Annotated in this window: 31 protein-coding genes and 5 pseudogenes; 19 read left to right on the top strand and 17 right to left on the bottom strand. The window is 65.5% G+C overall.

Going from position 1 to position 19,461, the window contains the following annotated elements; all coding sequences use genetic code 11:
* Positions 1-191: 191 nt before the first annotated feature.
* The 4 genes and pseudogenes from ACHMWU_RS19070 (at position 192) to ACHMWU_RS19055 (ending at position 3,525) form a co-directional block, all read left to right on the top strand.
* Positions 192-1,268, top strand: coding sequence for a M24 family metallopeptidase (locus ACHMWU_RS19070; RefSeq protein WP_396045950.1), 1,077 nt, complete (start codon positions 192-194; stop codon positions 1,266-1,268).
* 117 nt (positions 1,269-1,385) lie between these two features.
* Positions 1,386-2,273, top strand: a complete 888-nt coding sequence (locus ACHMWU_RS19065) for a hypothetical protein (protein WP_396045948.1) — start codon at positions 1,386-1,388, stop codon at positions 2,271-2,273.
* Positions 2,260-2,799: an apolipoprotein N-acyltransferase gene (locus tag ACHMWU_RS19060; RefSeq protein WP_396045946.1), complete on the top strand. Its 540-nt coding sequence runs from the start codon at positions 2,260-2,262 to the stop codon at positions 2,797-2,799. Before ACHMWU_RS19065 ends, ACHMWU_RS19060 begins: the two co-directional genes overlap by 14 nt.
* Positions 2,748-3,525: pseudogene (locus ACHMWU_RS19055) on the top strand (polyprenol monophosphomannose synthase). The gene ACHMWU_RS19060 and the pseudogene ACHMWU_RS19055 overlap by 52 nt, the downstream one beginning before the upstream one ends.
* A gap of 79 nt (positions 3,526-3,604) precedes the next feature.
* Here the strand turns inward: ACHMWU_RS19055 and ACHMWU_RS19050 are convergent.
* The 13 genes and pseudogenes from ACHMWU_RS19050 to ACHMWU_RS18990 all read right to left on the bottom strand — a co-directional run.
* Positions 3,605-3,985, bottom strand: a complete 381-nt coding sequence (locus tag ACHMWU_RS19050; RefSeq protein WP_396045944.1) for an RNA polymerase-binding protein RbpA — start codon at positions 3,983-3,985, stop codon at positions 3,605-3,607.
* Positions 3,986-4,058: 73 nt separating this feature from the next.
* Complete coding sequence (locus ACHMWU_RS19045; protein ID WP_396045942.1) at positions 4,059-4,568, bottom strand: MFS transporter; 510 nt, start codon at positions 4,566-4,568, stop codon at positions 4,059-4,061.
* 34 nt (positions 4,569-4,602) lie between these two features.
* Positions 4,603-5,388, bottom strand: coding sequence for an MFS transporter (locus ACHMWU_RS19040; RefSeq protein WP_396045940.1), 786 nt, complete (start codon positions 5,386-5,388; stop codon positions 4,603-4,605).
* Positions 5,389-5,449: 61 nt separating this feature from the next.
* Positions 5,450-5,752 carry a glycerophosphodiester phosphodiesterase family protein gene (locus ACHMWU_RS19035; RefSeq protein WP_396045938.1) on the bottom strand — a complete coding sequence of 101 codons (303 nt, stop codon included), beginning with the start codon at positions 5,750-5,752 and terminating at the stop codon, positions 5,450-5,452.
* A 64-nt stretch (positions 5,753-5,816) separates the two neighbouring features.
* Positions 5,817-6,158, bottom strand: coding sequence for a glycerophosphodiester phosphodiesterase (locus tag ACHMWU_RS19030; RefSeq protein ID WP_396045936.1), 342 nt, complete (start codon positions 6,156-6,158; stop codon positions 5,817-5,819).
* A 91-nt stretch (positions 6,159-6,249) separates the two neighbouring features.
* Positions 6,250-6,930, bottom strand: coding sequence for a hypothetical protein (locus ACHMWU_RS19025; protein ID WP_396045934.1), 681 nt, complete (start codon positions 6,928-6,930; stop codon positions 6,250-6,252).
* Positions 6,931-7,201: 271 nt separating this feature from the next.
* Positions 7,202-7,735, bottom strand: a complete 534-nt coding sequence (locus ACHMWU_RS19020) for a helix-turn-helix domain-containing protein (RefSeq protein WP_396045932.1) — start codon at positions 7,733-7,735, stop codon at positions 7,202-7,204.
* A 31-nt stretch (positions 7,736-7,766) separates the two neighbouring features.
* Positions 7,767-8,546: a DMT family transporter gene (locus ACHMWU_RS19015; RefSeq protein ID WP_396046900.1), complete on the bottom strand. Its 780-nt coding sequence runs from the start codon at positions 8,544-8,546 to the stop codon at positions 7,767-7,769.
* Positions 8,540-8,692, bottom strand: a pseudogene (locus ACHMWU_RS19010) (DMT family transporter); the annotation flags it as partial. The gene ACHMWU_RS19015 and the pseudogene ACHMWU_RS19010, both read right to left, overlap by 7 nt.
* A gap of 62 nt (positions 8,693-8,754) precedes the next feature.
* The gene (locus tag ACHMWU_RS19005; protein WP_396045930.1) at positions 8,755-9,192 is read right to left on the bottom strand and encodes an MBL fold metallo-hydrolase; all 438 of its coding nucleotides are present in this window, start codon (positions 9,190-9,192) and stop codon (positions 8,755-8,757) included.
* Positions 9,101-9,385: pseudogene (locus ACHMWU_RS19000) on the bottom strand (MBL fold metallo-hydrolase); the annotation flags it as partial. The pseudogene ACHMWU_RS19000 and the gene ACHMWU_RS19005, both read right to left, overlap by 92 nt.
* Before the next feature lie 4 nt (positions 9,386-9,389).
* Positions 9,390-9,623 (bottom strand): hypothetical protein, encoded by a 234-nt coding sequence (locus ACHMWU_RS18995; protein ID WP_396047028.1) that lies wholly within the window; start codon positions 9,621-9,623, stop codon positions 9,390-9,392.
* A 70-nt stretch (positions 9,624-9,693) separates the two neighbouring features.
* Positions 9,694-10,077: pseudogene (locus ACHMWU_RS18990) on the bottom strand (oxygenase MpaB family protein); the annotation flags it as partial.
* A 70-nt stretch (positions 10,078-10,147) separates the two neighbouring features.
* Here ACHMWU_RS18990 and ACHMWU_RS18985 point away from each other — a divergent pair.
* From ACHMWU_RS18985 to ACHMWU_RS18925, 13 genes and pseudogenes are all read left to right on the top strand, one after another.
* Complete coding sequence (locus ACHMWU_RS18985; RefSeq protein WP_396045928.1) at positions 10,148-10,405, top strand: hypothetical protein; 258 nt, start codon at positions 10,148-10,150, stop codon at positions 10,403-10,405.
* A gap of 375 nt (positions 10,406-10,780) precedes the next feature.
* The gene (locus ACHMWU_RS18980) at positions 10,781-10,912 is read left to right on the top strand and encodes a TetR/AcrR family transcriptional regulator (protein ID WP_396045926.1); all 132 of its coding nucleotides are present in this window, start codon (positions 10,781-10,783) and stop codon (positions 10,910-10,912) included.
* An 18-nt stretch (positions 10,913-10,930) separates the two neighbouring features.
* A pseudogene (locus ACHMWU_RS18975) lies at positions 10,931-11,197 on the top strand (hypothetical protein); the annotation flags it as partial.
* Between the two features lie 133 nt (positions 11,198-11,330).
* On the top strand, positions 11,331-11,927 hold the full coding sequence (locus ACHMWU_RS18970) for a rhomboid family intramembrane serine protease (RefSeq protein ID WP_396045924.1): 597 nt from the start codon (positions 11,331-11,333) through the stop codon (positions 11,925-11,927).
* Positions 11,928-12,024: 97 nt separating this feature from the next.
* Positions 12,025-12,810, top strand: a complete 786-nt coding sequence (locus ACHMWU_RS18965; protein WP_396045922.1) for a hypothetical protein — start codon at positions 12,025-12,027, stop codon at positions 12,808-12,810.
* Positions 12,811-12,819: 9 nt separating this feature from the next.
* Positions 12,820-13,176, top strand: coding sequence for a hypothetical protein (locus ACHMWU_RS18960; protein WP_396045920.1), 357 nt, complete (start codon positions 12,820-12,822; stop codon positions 13,174-13,176).
* The gene (locus ACHMWU_RS18955; protein WP_396045918.1) at positions 13,173-13,418 is read left to right on the top strand and encodes a hypothetical protein; all 246 of its coding nucleotides are present in this window, start codon (positions 13,173-13,175) and stop codon (positions 13,416-13,418) included. The genes ACHMWU_RS18960 and ACHMWU_RS18955 overlap by 4 nt, the downstream gene beginning before the upstream one ends.
* 32 nt (positions 13,419-13,450) lie before the next feature.
* The gene (locus tag ACHMWU_RS18950; RefSeq protein WP_396045916.1) at positions 13,451-13,729 is read left to right on the top strand and encodes a VOC family protein; all 279 of its coding nucleotides are present in this window, start codon (positions 13,451-13,453) and stop codon (positions 13,727-13,729) included.
* Positions 13,726-13,863 carry a VOC family protein gene (locus ACHMWU_RS18945; RefSeq protein WP_396046898.1) on the top strand — a complete coding sequence of 46 codons (138 nt, stop codon included), beginning with the start codon at positions 13,726-13,728 and terminating at the stop codon, positions 13,861-13,863. Before ACHMWU_RS18950 ends, ACHMWU_RS18945 begins: the two co-directional genes overlap by 4 nt.
* 43 nt (positions 13,864-13,906) lie before the next feature.
* A complete protein-coding gene (locus ACHMWU_RS18940) occupies positions 13,907-14,101 on the top strand; it encodes a hypothetical protein (RefSeq protein WP_396045914.1) in 195 nt (64 codons plus the stop codon).
* A gap of 80 nt (positions 14,102-14,181) precedes the next feature.
* Positions 14,182-14,550, top strand: a complete 369-nt coding sequence (locus ACHMWU_RS18935) for a VOC family protein (protein ID WP_396045912.1) — start codon at positions 14,182-14,184, stop codon at positions 14,548-14,550.
* Positions 14,551-14,569: 19 nt separating this feature from the next.
* Positions 14,570-14,920 (top strand): hypothetical protein, encoded by a 351-nt coding sequence (locus ACHMWU_RS18930; RefSeq protein WP_396045910.1) that lies wholly within the window; start codon positions 14,570-14,572, stop codon positions 14,918-14,920.
* A gap of 49 nt (positions 14,921-14,969) precedes the next feature.
* Positions 14,970-15,797, top strand: coding sequence for a hydrolase (locus tag ACHMWU_RS18925; protein WP_396045908.1), 828 nt, complete (start codon positions 14,970-14,972; stop codon positions 15,795-15,797).
* On the opposite strand, the gene ACHMWU_RS18920 is transcribed toward ACHMWU_RS18925, so the two are convergent.
* Entirely contained in the window at positions 15,749-16,153 is a 405-nt protein-coding gene (locus ACHMWU_RS18920; RefSeq protein ID WP_396045906.1) for a GNAT family N-acetyltransferase, read from the bottom strand. The genes ACHMWU_RS18925 and ACHMWU_RS18920 overlap by 49 nt on opposite strands.
* 160 nt (positions 16,154-16,313) lie before the next feature.
* On the opposite strand from ACHMWU_RS18920, the gene ACHMWU_RS18915 reads away from it, so the two are divergent.
* Together ACHMWU_RS18915 and ACHMWU_RS18910 are read left to right on the top strand one after the other, a co-directional pair.
* Positions 16,314-16,988: a hypothetical protein gene (locus tag ACHMWU_RS18915; RefSeq protein WP_396045904.1), complete on the top strand. Its 675-nt coding sequence runs from the start codon at positions 16,314-16,316 to the stop codon at positions 16,986-16,988.
* Between the two features lie 68 nt (positions 16,989-17,056).
* Positions 17,057-17,440, top strand: coding sequence for a hypothetical protein (locus ACHMWU_RS18910; RefSeq protein WP_396045902.1), 384 nt, complete (start codon positions 17,057-17,059; stop codon positions 17,438-17,440).
* A gap of 37 nt (positions 17,441-17,477) precedes the next feature.
* Here ACHMWU_RS18910 and ACHMWU_RS18905 read toward each other — a convergent pair whose 3' ends face one another.
* From ACHMWU_RS18905 to ACHMWU_RS18895, 3 genes are all read right to left on the bottom strand, one after another.
* Positions 17,478-17,666, bottom strand: coding sequence for a hypothetical protein (locus tag ACHMWU_RS18905; RefSeq protein WP_396045900.1), 189 nt, complete (start codon positions 17,664-17,666; stop codon positions 17,478-17,480).
* Positions 17,667-18,499: 833 nt separating this feature from the next.
* Complete coding sequence (locus ACHMWU_RS18900; protein ID WP_396045898.1) at positions 18,500-18,826, bottom strand: hypothetical protein; 327 nt, start codon at positions 18,824-18,826, stop codon at positions 18,500-18,502.
* Positions 18,827-18,945: 119 nt separating this feature from the next.
* Positions 18,946-19,230: a hypothetical protein gene (locus ACHMWU_RS18895; protein WP_396045896.1), complete on the bottom strand. Its 285-nt coding sequence runs from the start codon at positions 19,228-19,230 to the stop codon at positions 18,946-18,948.
* Between the last annotated feature and the right edge of the window lie 231 nt (positions 19,231-19,461).

Genomic DNA, 19,461 nt, shown 5'->3' with positions numbered 1-19,461 from the left:
GCGTGTGTGCTTGTCGCCAGCCACCGCAGGTGCGGTGACGAGGAGGCTGCTGGTCAATATGACTGCAGCAGCAGGAATTATTGCTCTACGCATCAGGACCCCCCGATCCTAGACATTGGATTTTTCACACTAGGTCAGCTTCTGGCATCTGTCATTCGCTGCCGTGTCGGACGGCCCGGTATCGTCGCTGTGTGAGTACATGGCGCAAGGCACAAGAACTAGCCGCTTCGCGGGGCATCGACGCCCTGCTCGTGACCCCGGGGGCGGACCTTCGCTACCTGACCGGATATGTCGCGCTGCCGCTCGAGCGCCTGACGTGCCTGGTCCTTCCCGCTTCCGGAGCGCCGACGCTGGTGGTCCCCGCACTCGAGCGCCAGGCGGCCGTCGCGTCGGGCGTCGACGTCGAGATCGCGACGTGGACCGAGACCGAGGATCCGTTCGCCTTGGTCGCCCAGCTCGTCGGTGAAGCGACGACGATCGGCCTCGACGACCACATGTGGGCCGCGAGGGTCTTCGCCTTCGGCGAGGCGATGCCGCAGGCCGACCAGGTGCTGGCCGGTTCGCTGGTCCAAGTGCGCATCCGCAAGGACGCCGCCGAAGTCGCCGCGCTTCGTGATGCCGGCCTGGCGATCGACCAGGTGCACAGTCGCGTGCACGAGTGGCTACGTCCTGGACGCACCGAGCGCGAGGTCGGTGCCGACATCGCCGCAGCGATCCTCGAGGCCGGGCACGAGACCGTCGACTTCGTGATCGTCGGTTCAGGCCCCAACGGGGCTTCACCCCATCATGAGCTGTCCGACCGGGTCATCGAGGTCGGCGAACCGGTCGTGGTCGACATCGGCGGGACGATGCCCTCGGGCTACTGCTCAGACTCGACCCGCAACTACCTGGCTGGCGGCACCGTCGATCCGGAGTACGCCAAGGCCTACGCGGTGCTCGAAGAGGCCCACCAGGCACAGCGCGAGCATGCGCGTCCGGGCGTGACAGCCGAATCGGTCGACGCCATCGGCCGCCAGATCATCGCCGACGCCGGCTACGGAGACCTGTTCATCCACCGCACCGGCCACGGCATCGGCCAGGAGACCCACGAGGAGCCGTACATCGTCGAGGGCAACGATCTCGTGCTCGAAGAAGGCATGGCCTTCTCGATCGAGCCCGGAATCTACTTCGAGGGACGTTTCGGCGCCCGCATCGAAGACATTGCGGTGTGCACGGCCGATGGCCTCGAGGTGCTCAACAACACCCCACGCGGGCTCGTCGCCCTGTGAGACCCGCCCGCCCCGGGCGGACCCCGAACGTCAGCTGGAAGCTGGCCTGGCCGGCAGCTGCTGCTCTCGGCGTCGTCTCGTCGCTCAACTTTGATCCGGTCAACCTGCCCTTTCGCCATGGTTGTCGGGGTGGCCGGGCTGATCTGGTTGGCACGTGGGCTCGACGGTGCCCGCAAGCGCACCGTGGCCGTCACGGGCGTGGTGTATGGGCTGGGATTCATGGGTCCGCTGATCTGGTGGATGAATGCCGTCAGCAGCGGTGCCTATGTTGCGCTCGTGGTGGCAGAGACGCTGTTCTTCATCCCGATCATGCTGGCGTTGCGGGCCGCGACAAGACTGTCGTGGTGGCCGCTGGCCGGTGCGGGCGTGTGGGTCGCAGGGGAGTGGGCTCGGGGCGGCTTCCCGTTCACCGGTTTCCCGTGGGGGCGCCTGGCGCACACGTCGATCGACACGCCCTTCTCGTCCTATGCGCGGCTCGTCGCGATGCCAGGCACCAGCGCGGTCCTGTTCGGGGTCGCGGCGCTGCTCGTCGTCGTGGTCGTCGGTCCGGCACTCAGGACCCGCCTCCTGGCAGGCGCCGGGGTGCTCGCGCTGGCGGGCGTCGGTGCGGTGCTGCCCACGGGCATCGCTGGCGCTGACGGCACGCGACAAGTTGCCTTGGTTCAAGGTGATGTCCCTGGGGTCTTCCTGACCTGGCCACGCGGCGAGATCTTTGATCTTCACCTCGCTGAGACAGCGCGCCTAGCCGACCGGATCGACGCGGGCGAGGTCCCGCGCCCTGACATGGTGCTGTGGCCTGAGAACGCCACCGACATCGATCCGTACAACAACGCGTATGCCCGCAACCAGATCGAGAATCTCGCCGCCCGGCTGCAGGCACCCATCCTGGTCGGCGGTCTGTTCGACGGGCCGACCGTCGACACGTCGTACAACGCCGGCGTGGTGTGGACCGAGAACGGCCCCGGCGATCGCTACGTCAAGCTTCAAGCCGGTGCCGTTCGGTGAGTACGTGCCGTTCCGCAAGCAGGCCGGATCCATCTTCAACCGGCTGGCCCGCGACATCCCGCGCGACATGATCGCCGGTGACGAGCCGGGGGCCATGACGATCGCCGACACCCGTATCGGTGACACGATCTGCTACGACATCGCCTATGACAGCGTGATCCGCAGAGCCATGGACGGCGGTGCGCAGCTGCTGGTCGTCCAGACCAGCAATGCGGCGTTCACCGGAACGTCGCAGCCCGAGCAGCAGTGGGACATCTCGCGGTTGCGCGCCATCGAGACCGGCCGCTGGGTCGTCGTCCCGTCGACCAATGGCATCTCCGGAGCCGTCGATCCGAGCGGGCATGTCGTCGAGCGCGCACCGATGCACCAACCAGCCACGATCAGCACGACCGTGACCCTGGCCGCCAGCCGCACACCGGCCCTGGTGATCGGCCGCTACCTCGAGTGGCTGCTGGTGATCGTCGGGGTGGGAGCATGGTGGGTCGGAACACGACGACGCAACCAGAACCAGGGAGACGAGCAGTGAAGGCATTGGTCATCGTGCCGACTTACAACGAGTCGGCCAACCTGGCGATCATCGTGGAACGCATCCACGTACAGCAGCCCCAGCTCTCGACGTCCTCGTCGCCGATGATGGATCTCCCGACGGCACCGGCGACATCGCCGATGCGCTGGCCGCCGCTGACCCGCGCATCCACGTCATGCACCGCACGTCCAAGCAAGGGCTCGGCTCGGCCTATCGGGCCGGTTTCGCCTGGGGGTTGGCTCGCGACTACGACACGTTCCTCGAGATGGACGCTGATGGCTCGCACCGTCCCGAGGACCTCACGCAGATCTTGGCGGCTAGCGAGGGTGGCGCCGACCTGGTCCTGGATCTCGGTGGGTTCCCGGCGGCGCCGTGGTCAACTGGCCATGGCACCGCAAGCTCATCTCCCGTGGCGGGACGTTCTACGCACGTCTAATGCTTGGCATCCCGATCAAGGACGCCACCGGCGGCTTCCGTGCGTTCAAGCGCTCGACTCTCGAACGGCTCCCGCTGGACGACGTGGCCTCGCAGGGCTACTGCTTCCAGATCGACATGGCTCGACGAGTCGTCGGAGCCGGGATGTCCGTCGTCGAGGTGCCGATCACGTTCGTCGAGCGTGAACGGGGCGAGTCCAAGATGAGTGGTGCTATCGTCCGCGAGGCGCTCTGGCGGGTCACGGTGTGGGGGCTGGCCCGGTCGGTCCCGCGCAAGCGGCGCCGCAGCTGATCGGCACCCGGTTCCGGACGTCAAAAGACCCGGCCGCAGCCGGGGTCCTTCACCGCATACCTAGGCCTGTGGCAGGTGTCTAGGCGCTTTTCTTCTTCTTGCTCGGCCGGTGCAGATGCGGGGGACCGATCTCACCGCCGCGCAGAAGCGTCAGACGTTCGGTCAGGATCTCTTCGAGCTCGTCGACCGAGCGACGTTCCAGCAACATGTCCCAGTGGGTGCGAATCGGCTTCTCGACCTTGCCTTCGGGCTTGACGCCGCCCGCCAGCTCGCCGACCTGACCGGTCTTCGGATCTTCCCACTCGAACGGAATCTCAGCCTCGTCGGCCATCGTGACCGAAAAGGTGTGTCCATCGGGGCACACGTACTCGACCTGCTGCCGGGGAGCCATCTCGACGCCGCGCTCATCCTCGAAGCTCTGTGTTCCGAGCCGAGCACCTCGCAGTGCGCGTTCAGCCATGTACCTCCCCTTTTCATGTGCGTTACCTACTACAACGTAGGCCACGCAGATGAAATTCCCCTGAACGGTGAAGTTATTCGCTGCGAGCGCGATCGCCTTGCAGGGCTGGCACCCGCATCAGGGCGAGGAGCCCGGCGACCAGCACCAGCATGATCCCGATGATGCCCCACCGGTCGTCGCCGAAGATGAAGGCGAACAGCCCGAACAGGGTCGGTGCCAGGAAGGAGGCAGCGCGACCGGTCATGGCATACAGGCCGAAGCGCTGACCTTCCTTGCCCGGGGGAGTGAGCCGGACGAGGTAGGTGCGCGACGCCGACTGGGCCGGCCCGACGAACAAGCACAGCACGAGTCCGAAGATCCAGAAGCCGACCATCCCGTCGACGAACAGCAGGACCAGGCCGGCGCCCAGCATCAAGATCAAGGAACCGACGATGACCCTGCGCGGCCCGAGCCGGTCGTCCAGTCGACCGGCGAAGATCGCGCCGCCAGCCGCGGCAACGTTGGCGGCGATGCCGAACGGGATGACGGTGTCGTCCGTGAACCCGTAGACGCTCACGGCGATCACCGCTCCGAACGTGAACACCCAGCCAGACCGTCGCGGTAGAGGGCACTGGCGATCAGGAACTGAAGAGTTGGCCGGTCTTCACGCCACATCGTGCCGCCAGCTCGGCGAACAGCAACCGGTACGACTCGGCGAAGCCGGCACTCGGCAGGGGACTGGCGTCGGCCGGCAGCTCGGGCACCGCGAGCAGCACCGGGATGGAGAACGCCAAGAACCACACGGCCGCCACGACGGCCACCCAGCGGATGTTGAGGCCGTTCTCGGTGGAGACCCCCAGCAGGCCGCCGTCACCGGAGATCAGTCCGACGTAGACGATCAGCAGCAGCACGATGCCGCCCAGGTAGCCGAACGCCCAGCCGAGGCCCGAGACTCGTCCGACGTTGTCAGGAGTCGAGACCTGGCGCAGCGTCGCGAAGTACGGCACCTGGGCGGGCTCGAACAGCACGGTCCCGATCGCGATCAGCAGCAGTCCGAGCCACAGGTAGTCGTGGCTCTCCTCGACCAGGAACATCAGGGCCGTGACACACACGACCGACAGGGTCAGCAGGCCGAGGCTGCGCTTGCGGTGGCCTGATCCGTCGGAGCGCTGGCCCATGACGGTGCCAGGACGGCGATCACGAGGCTTGCCGCGCCGATCGACCAGCCCAGCCAACGAGCTGGCCGAGATCGGACCAGGCAGGTTGTCGCCCACCGCGTCGGTCAGGTAGACCGAGAAGACGAACGTCACGATCACGGCGTTGAACGCTGCCGATCCCCAGTCCCACAGGCTCCAGGCGATCACGGCCCTGCGGTTCGCGGCGACCGCTACTGCAGGTGAGCCGGCTGTCTCGTGATCGGTCATGTGGGTTCCTTCCAGGTTCCTCGATCGACCAGGACGTCCTTGAGGACGTCGGTGCGGTCAGTCACGATTCCGTCGACTCCCAGGTCAAGCAGCCGTGCATCTCGGCTGCGTCGTCGATCGTCCACACGTGCACCTGGGCGCCCATCGCATGGGCCCGAGCGATGACCTTGGGCGTGACGACGGTGACAGCGCCCTTCTGAGCCGGCACCTGCAGGCAGGTGAAGCGGGGCCGGTGGCGGCCGCGGAGCAGCGCTGACGGGGCGAAGCGCATCATCACGACCTCCTTGCTGGAGGCAGCAGTCGCGACGTCGGGCAGGATGTGCCGAACACGGCTGATCCGTGCGTGGGAGAGGAGCCGAGGCACACCCGCGCGACGGCATCGTGGTGCTGGATCAGCGCACACGCCGCATCGACGACATCATCGGACTTCACGTCGATGTTGAACCGGGCGTCCGGGAAGGCCTCCAGCAGCGCACCCAGCTGGACCAGCGGCTCCCGATCGTCCAGACGTCGCGCGCGAGATCGTCGACCGTCAAGGAGGTGACGGCGGCCGCCGTGCCCGTCAGACGTTCGAGGGTCTCGTCGTGGATCGCGAACACGACGCCGTCGGCGCTGAGCCGCACGTCAGTCTCGAGGTAGCGATAGCCCAGGTCGTAGGCGTGTCGGAACGCCGCCATCGAGTTCTCGATGCCGAAGGTTGCCAGCCCCACCTTGGCGCCCCCGCGGTGCGCCAGCGCTAGCGGGGGCGGGGTCGAGGTAGTCGGGCACATCCGTCACGCTATGCCCTGGCGGGCGCACACGCACCCACCTGGCTACATGTCGCGGAACGTCTCGATCTGCGCGCCCAAGGCGTTCAGCCGTTCAGCGAGGTCTTCGTACCCGCGGTTGATGACGTAGACGCTGCGGAGCACCGAGGTGCCCTTGGCGGCGAGCATCGCCAGCAGGATCACGACAGCGGGACGAAGCGCCGGCGGGCAGATCCAGCCGGCGCCACTCCAGTGGGTGGGACCGTCGACCAGCACACGGTGCGGATCGAGGCCTTACCCGGGCACCCAGCTGTTCAGCCTCGGTCAGGTAGATCGCCCGGTTCTCGTAGACCCAGTCGTGCAACATCGTCTGACCTTCGGCCGTCGCCGCGATGACGGCGAAGAACGGCAGGTTGTCGATGTTGAGACCCGGGAACGGCATGGGTGGATCTTGTCGATCGGGGCGTGCAACGACGACGCGTAGGTCGTGATGTCGACGAGGCGGGTCTCGCCGTTCTCCGCGCGGTACTCGGGGGTGCGGTCGTACTGGAAGCCCATCTCCTCCAGCAGCGCGGCTCGATCTCCATGAACTCGATCGGCACCCGGCGCACCGTGATGCTCGACTGGTGACGATAGCCGCCGCGATCAGGCTCATGGCCTCGATGGGGTCTTCGCTGGGGGCGTACTCGACGTCGCAGTGGATCACGGGCGCACCGGTGATGCGCAACGTCGTCGTGCCGATGCCTTCGATGCCGACGCCGAGCTTCTGCAGGAAGAAGCACAGGTCCTGGACCATGTAGTTGGGGCTGGCGTCTGCGGATGACCGTGACGCCGTCGTAGCGGGCCGATGCCAGCAGGGCGTTCTCGGTCACGGTGTCGCCGCGCTCGGTCAGCACGATCGGACGCTCGGGACCGACACCCTCGGCGGTCGTCGCGTGATAGGCTGCCCTCGGTCGCAACGACCTTGAGCCCGAACGGACGAAGCGCTGTCATGTGCGGCTCGACGGTGCGGGTTCCGAGGTCGCAGCCACCGGCGTACGGCAGCTCGAAGTCGTCGTAGCGGTGCATCAGCGGGCCGAGGAACATGATGATGCTGCGGGTGCGACGCGCGGCGTCGGCGTCCATCGAGGCCAGGTCAAGCGGCGGGGAACGATGCGGCTCCGAGGTCGTTCTCCTCGTTGAGCCAGGTGGCCTTGACGCCGATCGAGGTCAGCACCTCGAGCAGTCGGTTGACCTCTTCGATGCGGGCGACCTTGCGCAGGATCGTGGTGCCGGCGTTGCAGCAGGCTCGCACACAGCAGTGCGACTCCGGCGTTCTTGCTGGACTTCACGTCGATCGCGCCAGAGAGGGTCGTGCCGCCGCGGACGCGCAGGTGGCTGGGGCCGGAGGTGCCGACGCTGACGAGCTCGGAGTCGAGGGCGCTGCCGATGCGGGCCAGCATGTCGAGGGTCAGGTTCTGCTGGCCCTTCTCGATCCGGTTGATCGCGCTCTGGCTGGTCTTGAGCTCGGCAGCGAGCTCTGCCTGGGTCATTCCGCTGTGCTGTCGAGCGTCCCGGATGAGGGCGCCGATCCTGGCCAAGTAGTCGTCACGAACCGTCATGCCGACCACCATATCTCAGATATGAGATAACTCAATCGGCCTTGATCGGCGTGGCGTCACGCCTGACGCGCAGGGCCAGCACGACGCCTACGAGCGTCAGGGCGCCAGCGAGAACACCGACTGTTCCGACGTGAGAATCCTCACCCAGGACGTCGATGAGCTCGGCCGTCACGACCTGTCCGGCGATCATGCACAGCCCGAGGACGAGCACGCCGTGGATGCGTACTGTCCACGTCGCGATCCAGATGAAGCCAATTCCGCACAGGCCGCCCAGGTAGAGCCACCAGGTCTGGGGGAGAGGGTCGAGGTCGCCGTCGGACAGCAGGCTGACCATGAAGAAGACGAGCAGGCCCGCCGTACCGACCACGAAGTTGTTCCAGGTCGTCGCCCACGAACCGCCGACAGCGGCAACCCGTCCGTTGAGCGCTTGCTGGATCGCCTGCAAGGTGCCTGCGACGAATGCCAGCAGGGCGTACGCCGCCAGGAGCGCGTCGGCGTTGTCGACGAGACGCTCACCTGCGGCCAGCACGACCGCCACGACGGCCAACGCGGCCGCCACGACCCGCGGGGCGGCGATGCCGTGGCGTCCGCTCGGCGACCAGCCGAAGTGGTCGACCAGCAGCGAGCTCGAGGACTGACCCGCGGTGAAGGCCACGATGAACAGCGCGACGCCGATCGTGCCGACCGTGATGCCCTGGGTCGCGACGAAGAACGCGCCACCCAGACCACCCAACAGCTCGTAGGGACGGAGTCGATGCTCTGAGACGCCCCGGCGAAGCCGCGGACTCCTGCTCGCACGCTGGGCCGGCAGAGCACGAGCACGGTCAGCAGGAACAGTCCGCTGCCGAAGCTGATCGTCGCGGCAAGCGCACCAGATCGCAGGCCGTCGCCCAGGCGATGGCCGAGCTCGCCGTTGATGCGTGACTGGATCGCCACGAGAGCGCCGCCGAACAGCATGATGGGGACAGAGGCCGACCGCAGCCAGCCCGTGGGGGCGGTCACCTCAGACAGTCGTGGAGTCAGTCTGGCCGAGCAGCCGGGCGTCGTCGACGCCACCGTGACCGACGACTTGAGCCCGAGTAGCTGCCGTGGCCTGCCGGGGAGGTCGTGCAGTCGTGGATCGGGAACAGCGTGCGAGGCGAGACGCGGTGGATGAAGTCGACGGTCTCGCTGGACTTGGCCCATGGCGCTGATAGAGGGAGCGCCAGCACGTCGACGTCCGACGGGGCGTGCTCGTAGGTGTCGCCGGGATGGAACAGCGTGGGTTCACCCGCTGCCGTCACCAGCACGCCGACGTTGCCGATGCGGGGGATCGTCGGCAGGATCACGGCGTGCTGCGCGCCGATGCCGGTGATCGACAGCCCCTTGACCGTGGTCTGCTGACCGTCGGCGTTCTCGGTCCAGTCTCCGAAGTTCGACCAGCGCGGCCGTCTCGGGATCGCACAGCAGCAGCGCATCGGGATTGCGTTCGAGCAGGGCCGGCGCGCGTCCCTGATCGAGGTGATCGGGATGCTGGTGGGTCACGATGATCGCGTCGAGGCCGGTGAGGGCGAACGTGTCGTCGACGCTGAGCGTGCCGGGATCGATCAGGATGCGCGCCTCGCCGGCTTCGACGAGCAGGGCGGCATGTCCGAAACGAGTGATCTGCATGGGATCAATCTTGGCTGATCCGGCCGATCTGCGGGACATCGGTGCCGAAGTAGCGTCGCATCGAGCCGGTTGCGGGCCGCAGCGCCGCGACGTTGCAGGTGGCGCTGGCCCCACGCCGTGCGCCCGACGGCTGGTAGCGGACGAGGTTGGCGGGAAGGATCAGGACGACCGCCCACGGCAGCCGGGACGGCAGGTGCAGATCCCGGAGACCTTCCTCGCCGAGGAAGACCCGCAACATGCTGAGCAGCCGTTCGCGTCCGAAGCGTCGGACGACCGGCGCGAAGTGCTCGACGTGCAGCTCGTCCTGGGCCCCGACGATCGCCTGGGCGAAGCTGGGGTCCGGCTTTGCTGATGCCAGCCTGTGCCAGGAGCACGTGATAGTTCAACCGGTGCTGCTCACGTTCGCTGTCGAACAGCCAGTCAGGGCTGACGCCCATGAGCCACCCGACGTACTTCCACAGGTGCATCACGGCCCGTGAGTCGGCCCGCGTGACCCTGACGCCGAGCGCGCGCACGCCGAGCAGCAAGGTGCCGTTGAACAGGCCCAATGTCGCGGCCTGGTCGGACTGGTTGATCGGCAGCCCCCACCGGGCGACGTCCCAGCGGTCGCCGGTCGCGAAGCTGTGGTTGACCAGCGCATGCATGAGCCGGACGTGCACGGTGAGCTGGAATCCCTCGCCGCTGCGACGCATCGCATCGTGCTCGGAGATCGCGATTCCCCATTTCTGGGTCTCGCCGAGGCGCCGCCTGGTCATGTCGCCAGTGAGTTCCGCCGGTCGCGACGAGAAGGTCGGTCGGACCGCCGAAGCGGTAGCCGCCGATCAGCGACAGCTGGAGCAGGACGTCGGCGGCATTCTGTCCGGTCAGCCGGTAGAGACGGGCGCCCTCGTTGACGAGATCCATGTCGACCCAGTCGGGCACAGCGTCGACGTGATCGAAGAAGGACCGCAGTGCTGGTGGAGCGTCTTCGATGCTCTCGATGCCGAGACGTCAGCGCTTGGTGGAACTGGCGCATCATAACGGTCCGGTCGTCGCGGATCGCGCGGGCGAGGTCGGCGCCGATCTCGTCACTCTCCATGAACCGTCGGCCGATCAGCCCCATGAGGTTCTCGTCGACCTGGTCGACTCGGCCGACCTTGCGCAGGACACCGCCGATGCGGGCGCCCCGCTCTTCCTGCTCGCGGAAGCGGGTCGGAAGGACGGGAGTGGCTTCAGTCGTCATGCGTCGATGCTGACACGAGCGATTGCTCGCATACAATTCGCTTTTTTGCCTACACTCGGGAAGGTGGCCCCTCCCGAGAGCATCGGTCGACCTGCGCAAGCGACCCCAGCAAGAGCGTTCTCGTCTGATGGTCGAACGCATCATCAGCGCCGGGCAGGACGTGCTGCTGCGCGATGGCTACGACAAGGCCTCGACCAACCGGATCGCCCAAGAAGCTTGGAATCAGCCCTGGATCGCTCTACCAGTACTTTCCGGACAAGGCGTCTATCCTCACCGCTGTCGTCGACCGGTACTCGGTGAGCTGACGGCGCGATTCGACCGCCGTGCTCGCCGACCGGCTCGACGAGCCCGGTCCCTCGTCGGTGCGCTCGACGCTCGACGGGCTGCTCGACGCACTGGAGGAGAACGTCGAGTTCTTGCGGCTCGTCGTCGAGACCTTGCCGCGCGCCCAGCACGGCGGACGCACCTCGGAGCTTGAGCAGCGTGCAGGCGACCTCGTCGCCGCCTACCTGCTGATCAACAAGCCGCACACCCGCGTGTCAGAGCCGACCACGTCGGCGTGGATAGTCGTCAGGCTCGTCGAGCACCTGACCGTCCAGTACGTCCTCGAAGCACCTCCGATCGCGCGAGAGCAGTTCGTGGACGAGGCTGACAACTCTCGTCCTGTCATACCTCGAACCACGGGACACGAACTCAATGCGAGCCCCCCTCTAGCATCGGGGCATGAGCGAACACTCTGCCGAGACATCGACGCTGTCCCGTCCTGCGGCGGCCGGCCTCATGGTCGGGGGGTTCGTCGCACTGCTCTATGTCATCGAGCTGATCGACACCGTCGCGTCGGGCGGCTCGACCGCAACGGGATCGCACCTCGCGAGCTTCGCAGGCCTCGACGGCATCGTCTTCGCGCCATTGCTGCACGGGGGATGGGCCCATCTGATCGGAAACACCGTGCCGCTCCTGGTGCTCGGATTCCTGATCGGGCTGTCAGGTGTTCGCACCTGGGTGCAGGTCACGGTCATCGTCTGGATCTTCGCGGGTGTCGGTGTCTCGCTCTTCGGCGGCGGCAACACCAATCACCTCGGTGCTTCGACGCTCGTGTTCGGCTGGCTGGCCTACCTGCTCGTGCGGGGCCTGTTCAACAGGAGTCTCGGCCAGATCATGCTCGGCGTTGTCGTGTTCGCGGTGTACGGAAGCGTCCTGTGGGGCGTCCTGCCCGGGCGACCCGGCGTCTCGTGGGAGGGCCACCTGTTCGGCGCGCTCGGCGGGGCACTGGCGGCGTGGCTGCTCTCGGAGCGTGACGTCCCGGCCCGGTCAGCTTGACTTGCCCCCGTGCGACGCGGAATCCCCTTTAGTTACAGTGTGTCTTGCCGGTGGCCTCGCCAACGGCTTCATGCATCATCACAAGAACGGGGACTTGATGTTCACTACTCGCACGCGTCAGACCGCAGCAGCGCTGGCCACATCCTTCGCACTCCTGGGCCTGGCGGCCTGCGGCGGATCGGACGAGCCGGCTGCCGAGAAGACCACCGCCACGACGGCCGCGCCTGAGGCGACCGAAGCGACGACGGAAGCCCCGCCGGCGGCATCGTCGGGCGACCAGCCCGACTGGGCCAAGCCGGTCACGGAAGTCGGCGAGAAGATCACCACGATCAAGGTCGGCGACATCACCGTCGACGTCTTCCAGGTCGGCACCGCCCAGGCGACGAAGACCGGCCAGTTCGTCGATCCCGACAACAACAAGCCCATCATCGACAAGGGCGACGAGATCGTCTTCGTCAACTACGTCATCACCAACACGGGTGCTCCGATCGATCTCGGCTCGTCGTTGGTCGACGTCAACGCACGCTATGACGACTGGAAGTTCATGCAGGGCATGGACTCGATCGTCGATCAGGATCTCTTCGCGGCACAGAAGGTCAACACCTTGGGCCTGGCACCCGGAGCGTTCAAGGACCCCGGCGTCTACACCCTCGGTACGGATCAGACGTTCACGTACGGAGAGAACTTCCGCTACCAGAAGGACTCGCCGATCACCTTCGACGCATCGGCCACCCCGGTCGACGCGCAGGGCGAAGCTTGCTGCACGACAAGAAGGTCGAAGGCGAAGCCAAGGCCACGATCAAGTAGCGCGAACTCACGACGGCTCCGAGCGTTCCGGCGACTCGGAGCCGTCGTGCGTCTGCCTGTGAGCGGGGTTCCCTGACACTCCACCATGAGCACCGACTGGGAGCACACCCCGAGTCCAGGGCGACGCGGCCAACAGATCGCATTCGCAGGTGCAGGCGTGCTGCTGGTCTTCGGGCTCCTGTCGATGTGGTTCGTCATGGGGCCGGGCTTCGGGGCTGACAAGGCGCACGTGCAGACGACGGCCGGCTTCGGACAGCTGGTTGTCGACGCACGCGACGGCCTCGGCACCACGGAGGTGCTCGAAGCCAGCCTGTTCGAGACCTACGCCATGGTCGAGGTGCCGGTGCAGGGAGTGCAAGACGGACCATCACGTATCAATACGACGGTGACTTCGACGACGTGTTCACGAAGGGGCAAAGAGACGCTGACGAGACGACGTTGATCGACCTCGCTGATCTCGACTTCTCCAGGATTGTGGACCTGATCCGGACGGCGCCGACTGACGTCGGTCTGCCTGACGGCGTCGTCTCCAGCGTCACGATCCGGATGGGCAGCGTGCCCGGCACTTCAACAGGGGAGCGTCCCTCCGTGTTCGTCCACGTGTCGACAGAGTTCGACGAATCAGGTGCTGTGCAGACCGACCTGTCAGGTGATGTGATCAGTATCGACCGCGGCGATGACTAGCGGTCAGCAGCGCGACGAGAGGAAGAACTTCGGTGTCTCAGCCCACGGTGGTCGTCAGTCTGCCGATCTCGGATCGACGGACGTCACACGACTTCTACACCCGGGTTCTCGGGTACCCGGCCAGCGGGCCGCTCGCCGGTGACGGCGTGCCTGAGCCGTTGCAGCTCGAGCTCGCGGACGGCGTCAACCTGATGCTGGTGCCGACTGGCGGCTTCGCCTGGGTCATCGGCGATCACCAGGTCGCAGCGCCCGGACACAGCGAGTGCCTGTTCTCTCTGACAGCTGATAGTGCAGCTGCGGTCGACGGCTGATCGAGCGCGCTCGGCAGGCCGGCGCGAGGATCGTCGCAGAGCCGGCGCAGCAGCCCTGGGGTTACACCGGGACCTTCGCCGATCCCGACGGACATCTGTGGGCGACACTGGCCGTTGGCAGCAGCCCTGAGTGACGTTTCGCGGCGGAGCGGGGCACGCAGCCTCTAGGGTTGACGCATGTCAACTGCGCTTCGCTGGGCCGGTCGAGCACTTCTGGTCTACCTGCTTGCGCGTTGCGCCGTCCTGACGGCAGGCGACGTCGTCGACCGCGCATGGGTTGATGCGCTGTTCGGCGTTCTGATTTTTGCAACGTTGACCTGGGCATTCGTGCCTGTGCGAAGGCTCACGGCGATCGCGACACAGCGCGGCTAAGCACGGATCTGCAGGCGCAACGGGCCCGCTGACACCTCGCTCGCACGCCGCTGTCAGTGCCTCATGGAAGGGTGGACCCCATGACTGAACAGGCTCCCGCGTCCCGGCACCACTCGATCGACTACATCGAGATCGCTGTCCGTGATGTCGCCGTGGCGAAGGAGTTCTACGCATCAGCATTTGGCTGGGAGTTCAACGACTACGGCCCCGGCTATGCGGGCATCAAAGATCCAGCCGCTGCGGGGCGAGAGGTCGGCGGCTTGTGCCTCGGTGAAGACGTTCGCCCTGGGGGACCACTCGTCATCGTGTTCTCCGACGACCTCGAGGCCAGCGTCCAGAGCGTCGTCGATGCTGGGGGAGAGGTGATCAACGGTCCGGTACCAGTTCCCGGGTGGCCGACGTTTCCATTTCACCGATCCGAGCGGCAACGAGCTTGCCGTCTGGTCTGAAGGCTAGGGGGAGCTTGCCGTGCTAGATCCTGAGTGGATCGAGCATCGTCGTGGTCGTGACGGCGAACGACTCGGGTGGATCGTTCCCGAAGGCGACGATTTCGTCGCGGTCGACCTGCTTGGTCGTCGGCACACCGATCCCATTGACTGGGTCGGCGCCGAAGAGGTCCTCGACGCTGGGCATCGGCTACCTCGCAGACCGCTGACGCTACGACTCGCGGATGGCCGCTGGCTGCGGGTGTGCATCACCGAGGTGACCTCGAAAGTGATCACGGTCAGCGAAGACCACGGGGGAGCAGTCGGGGCTCGCCAAGTCGACTACAAGCTGCAGCTGCCGGTGACCGCAGATCTACGACCGCTCAATCCCTAGGGCTTGCGGGGTTTGACCTTGACCAATGTTGAGGTTCTAGCCTCAGAACATGACGATCTGGACCTGCGCGGCGTGCGCCATCGAGCATGCAGACACCGAGCAACCGCCATCGACGTGCGAGATCTGCAGCGACGACAGACAGTTCGTACCCGCAGCGGGGCAGCGGTGGACGACGCGAGCCGAGCTGGCTGCTGCTGGTCATCGGGGAGTCGTCAACGAGCTGGAACCTGACCTGTACGCCGTCGATGTCGCGCCAGAGCTCGGTATCGGGCAGCGCGGACTTCTCCTACGTACGTCTGGCGGCAACCTGCTGTGGGAACCACCAGGATTCATCGACGACGACATGGTCTCGACGCTTCGTGAACTCGGTGGCGTCGACGTCATCTCTGCGAGCCACCCTCATCTGACCGGAGCGTCCATTCAGTGGAGCCACGCCTTCGACAAGGCGCCGGTTCTCGTGGCGTCCGCGGACCGACAGTGGATACGACGCCCCGACGAGGTCATCGAGCTGTGGCACGGCACAAGAGAGGTTTTGCCTGGCGTGACCTTCGCGCAGTGCGGTGGACACTTCGCCGGCAGCAGCATTGCTCACTGGCAGGCCGGTGCCGATGGACGCGGAGCGCTGCTGACCGGCGACACCATCGCGATCGGCGCCGACCGGATGAGCGTCAACGTCATGCGCAGTTATGTCAACAAGATTCCGTTGCCCGAGCGCGCCGTCCGGCGCATCCTCACGTCGATCGAGCCCTACTCGTACGACCGCCTGTACGGCGCATTCGGGACCATCGACACCAATGCGGCCGCGTTGGTCGACTCGTCGGTGCACCGCTACATCGCGTGGGTTCGCGGCGACGTGCCGGACGAGCCCGACATCTGATTCCGAACTAGGTAGACGTCGACCTCGTCTTGGCTATCGAGCACGAATCCGTGGCGTTCGTACAGGCGTCGAGCCGGGCTGCCGACCAACACGTTGATTCGGACGGGAAGCGTTGCGTCGAGGCCCACAAGAACGTCCTCCAGCACCTGTCTGCCGAGACCACGGTTCTGTACGCGAGGTGCGAGATAGAAGTGCTCGATCCAGATGCTGTCGGGTTCTTCTCGCACCGCGATGCAGCCAACTGCGTCTCCATCAACCTCGATGATCGAGGTCGCGCCAGGCGAATATCCGGTCAAGAACCGCTGGCGCACACGTACCGGATCGAATCTGCCGAGGCGTTCGAGATCTGCTCGCATGACCTCGGCGCGTACTCGGCAATCCAGGTCGCATCGCGTTCATCTGCACGACGCAATGACCATGCCAGAACCATGTCCCAAGTCTGGCAGCATTCGATAGTCTCAACGCGCGTGCCCCATCGACACGGGGGAGCCGCATCGAGGCGAATGGAAGCCAGACATGACTTCACGAACCGCAGGCATGACGAAATCGTTCATGGGAGTGGCTACCGCCCTTGCTTTGGTGCTTCTAGCATCAACCGCCGCGGCCGCGATCACCGTCAAGAGCAACCGAGCTCCGAGTTCTTCCAGTGCGGCGACGCCCTTGCCTGCCGAGAAGGACGGAACGCTCGACACGAGCGTCCCCGATCGCCGAGAAGTTCTCAAGCAGGAACGTCTGGAATCCTACGTTTCCCCGTTGCTTGAATCGGGACTGCTGGAGTCAGCCGAGAACTTCGGCGGCGACGCTTTCGACGTCGACGCGAACGCCTATGACATGTGGTGGCGCGGTGCCGTGCCGAAGAACGTCCAGAAGGCGCTCGACAGCTTTGATGTCGTCAAAGTTCGGCTTCATGAGGCTTCGTACTCCGCCCGAGAGATCGAGGCCGCGGCGACAAAGGTTGCTCAGTACCGCTCAGATCAGTTCGGGGTCGTCACAACCACGCTGGGAAGCCTGGAACGGCCGACGCCTGTGCATGGCATCGAAGTCGAAGTCGAAGTGCACGGCACCATGTCATTGGCTGCCATTGCCGAAGAGCTGACCGAGTTGGCTGGACTGCCGGTGTCCGTGAATCAGGAACTAGCGAGCGTTCCAGCGGTCGGAAAGCTGCCGCGTCATCAGCAAGAACGCGCGTGATCCGTCCCATCGCACCTCGATAGCATCGCGAGCATGATCGCTCTCGCCGCATCAGCACGAGAGCTGGAGTGTTCCAAGCCATGTGGGTGGTGGGCTTTCTCGTTGGAACAACTACTCACACGGCTGATCTGGTCGTCAGCGGACTGGACGTCTACGGCGCCTATCCTCTCGGCGTCCGTCTGTTCTGGGTGACACTAACGATTCTGGATCCAGCCATCGCTGCGCTGATCATCTTTCGGCGGCGCTCCGGCATCGTGCTTGGCAGCGCCGTGATCATCGCCGATATTGCGGTGAACTGGACCGCCTTCGCTCTGATCGGCGGCCTCTCGTTCTTCGGCGTCATCAGTCAAAGCCTGTTTGCGGCGCTCATCGTTGTCACGGCTCGCCCCCTCTGGATGTGGTTCGGGCAATCTTCCTGCGAGAAACCCGCCAACGTGAGCAGAGAACTCTGACCGCCCACGATTTCGAGACGGCTCCGAGCGAGGCGCTCTAGAACCGACATTTCATCGCGTAGCGGCTCGTGATGATCGTGTAGCCATCGACGATGTCGTTGAACGCGACTTCTTCGAATTCGGCGCACCTGGAGCCCGTACAGCCACGAGCTCGTTGATGTGGTCGAGCAGCGCTGTCAGGACGGCGCCGAGTAGGTCTCTGCGCCTGGACTGCCGACGCCGTCAACGACCGCAGCCGGGAGGCTTCCCTTCTGACGCAACTCCCGACAATCAATGTCCGATAATAGATATTATGTCAACTAACGTGGAGACGAGCGGGCATCTTGGTGAACAGGACTCCCCTGATCATGAGCCCGTCGCCACGGAGCCCGCAGCACAACTGGCTGACCCTGGCGTCGCTGTCAGCATCACCACGGATGGTTAGAGGTCGTCCCAGGGTGTGGACTCGACCTTCACATCGTCGTCGTCAACCGTGTACTTGCCGATGAGATCAGTCGAGTATTCGGTCGTGCCGGTCCCAGACGGGTTCCCCCCTCCGGGCGGTACCAGAAGATCGACGCGAACCATGAATCGATGACCGGTCCGAAAGGTCACGTTGTACGGCGCCCGAATGACCCCGGTGGTCGACGGATCCTGTTGTCTGAGAAGCAAAGGACAGGCGGCATCCGTCGAGGTTTCCGGTTCGACACATGCGTTGGCTTGAGCGTTCGCCACATCCAGCAGGGGTCGTCTGCAGCGCCTCCGTTGCCGCCACCGCAAGTGCGGCCGTCGCTGTCGGCGGGCGGGCCACCAGCCAGCGGGCGCGACCTGGAAGTACTTGCCAGGTCCGGTCCGGTCAGGTCGTAGACGGCGGGATACACCTGCACCGGCTCCGACCGAGAGTTCGCAGACACCCCGGGAACATCGCTCACTGCAAGCCGCCTGCGGTCCCGGCGACATCGACCTGCTTCACACCGGTGAGGAAAATGTTGTCCCGTGCGGACACGGTGGCCTCGACCGTCAGCGGCGCGTCTGGGCGCCATCCCGGCCGCAGCAACCAGTAGGAACCTGCATCTCGCGTCACTTGAACGTATGGGCAAAGGTCTGTGAGGCAAGCTTCATCACAGCCGCCACCTCCGCGGTGTCACCCTCACGCTTGGTCGTGGTGACAGACACCACCTCGATACGCTCGGTCGCAGCTCCAAGGACGTCATCGGTCAAGAAGGCCGCATCGGTACCGGATGCGCCGGGTCGAACGATCTGCGCTGCGCTAGAAGCATCACCGTCGGCGATGGCAGCGAGGTAAGAGCTCGCCGCCTCCGACGGATCACTGGAGCTGGATACCAGCGCTGCCGCGGTCAGATAGCCACCGACCGCAAGCGCGACTGCACCCAAGGAGATCCACACGCGTCTGTTGCGCCGCGTCGCAGGCGCCGTCGGTGAACTGCCAGTCATCGAAGTTGTCGTCACTGGTTCGACCCCGTCCCCCAAGGAGTCATCGAGTTTCCCCGCTCAGACTGACGGCGTCACCCTGACCGATGAATCCGGCTCCTCAGCCTGACCAAGCCGACGACGAGCAACACCAGACCGAGGAACAGGCCACCGACTCCCCCCAGCGGGATATCCGCACCGTCCGGATCCAGTGACTTCAGGTAGATCATGGCCACGGTCATCATGGGTCGCGCCGAGGCCGACGCACAGCGCGCCTGCGAACGATCGGCGCCAGCCTGCAACGAGAACGGCAAGCAGCACAGCACCGCCACCCCGGATACGGCAAGCATGACGCGTCCGGCGGTCTCCGGCAGCGCCACGACGGCCACCAACGCGCGACAATGGGTGCAGCAGCAAGAACCCTGGCTGACAAGAACAGCTTTGACCGAATGTTCATGTGCACGAGCATTCCCCAACGTCGCAGCGCAGTGCGCGAACCTCCGTACTCATTGTCGGTAGCGTTGCGTGATGAGCAAACCGATCGACGGCAAGCTCGCCGCCCTGCTCAGCGAGGACAAGGACGTCTTGGCTGCACGCCTGTTCGTCGAGTC

The sequence above is a fragment of the Aeromicrobium sp. UC242_57 genome (genome assembly GCF_044452305.1).
Taxonomy (GTDB): domain Bacteria; phylum Actinomycetota; class Actinomycetes; order Propionibacteriales; family Nocardioidaceae; genus Aeromicrobium.
This window is presented reverse-complemented; position numbering and strand designations above follow the sequence as displayed.

Excerpts from the sequence above, each read along its gene's own strand:
- ACHMWU_RS18935 (WP_396045912.1), top strand. The coding sequence starts at position 14,182 with ATGACTGAACAGGCTCCCGCGTCCCGGCACCACTCGATCGACTACATC.
- ACHMWU_RS18980 (WP_396045926.1), top strand. The coding sequence starts at position 10,781 with ATGGCTACGACAAGGCCTCGACCAACCGGATCGCCCAAGAAGCTTGGA.
- ACHMWU_RS19020 (WP_396045932.1), bottom strand. The coding sequence starts at position 7,735 with ATGACGGTTCGTGACGACTACTTGGCCAGGATCGGCGCCCTCATCCGG.
- ACHMWU_RS18960 (WP_396045920.1), top strand. The coding sequence starts at position 12,820 with ATGAGCACCGACTGGGAGCACACCCCGAGTCCAGGGCGACGCGGCCAA.
- ACHMWU_RS19030 (WP_396045936.1), bottom strand. The coding sequence starts at position 6,158 with ATGTGCCCGACTACCTCGACCCCGCCCCCGCTAGCGCTGGCGCACCGC.
- ACHMWU_RS18925 (WP_396045908.1), top strand. The coding sequence starts at position 14,970 with ATGACGATCTGGACCTGCGCGGCGTGCGCCATCGAGCATGCAGACACC.
- ACHMWU_RS18915 (WP_396045904.1), top strand. The coding sequence starts at position 16,314 with ATGACTTCACGAACCGCAGGCATGACGAAATCGTTCATGGGAGTGGCT.
- ACHMWU_RS18940 (WP_396045914.1), top strand. The coding sequence starts at position 13,907 with ATGTCAACTGCGCTTCGCTGGGCCGGTCGAGCACTTCTGGTCTACCTG.
- ACHMWU_RS18995 (WP_396047028.1), bottom strand. The coding sequence starts at position 9,623 with ATGTTGCGGGTCTTCCTCGGCGAGGAAGGTCTCCGGGATCTGCACCTG.
- ACHMWU_RS18965 (WP_396045922.1), top strand. The coding sequence starts at position 12,025 with ATGTTCACTACTCGCACGCGTCAGACCGCAGCAGCGCTGGCCACATCC.
- ACHMWU_RS19040 (WP_396045940.1), bottom strand. The coding sequence starts at position 5,388 with ATGACCGATCACGAGACAGCCGGCTCACCTGCAGTAGCGGTCGCCGCG.
- ACHMWU_RS19025 (WP_396045934.1), bottom strand. The coding sequence starts at position 6,930 with ATGGTCCAGGACCTGTGCTTCTTCCTGCAGAAGCTCGGCGTCGGCATC.
- ACHMWU_RS19050 (WP_396045944.1), bottom strand. The coding sequence starts at position 3,985 with ATGGCTGAACGCGCACTGCGAGGTGCTCGGCTCGGAACACAGAGCTTC.
- ACHMWU_RS18920 (WP_396045906.1), bottom strand. The coding sequence starts at position 16,153 with ATGCGAGCAGATCTCGAACGCCTCGGCAGATTCGATCCGGTACGTGTG.
- ACHMWU_RS19005 (WP_396045930.1), bottom strand. The coding sequence starts at position 9,192 with ATGCGCTGCTGCTGTGCGATCCCGAGACGGCCGCGCTGGTCGAACTTC.
- ACHMWU_RS19065 (WP_396045948.1), top strand. The coding sequence starts at position 1,386 with ATGGTTGTCGGGGTGGCCGGGCTGATCTGGTTGGCACGTGGGCTCGAC.
- ACHMWU_RS18970 (WP_396045924.1), top strand. The coding sequence starts at position 11,331 with ATGAGCGAACACTCTGCCGAGACATCGACGCTGTCCCGTCCTGCGGCG.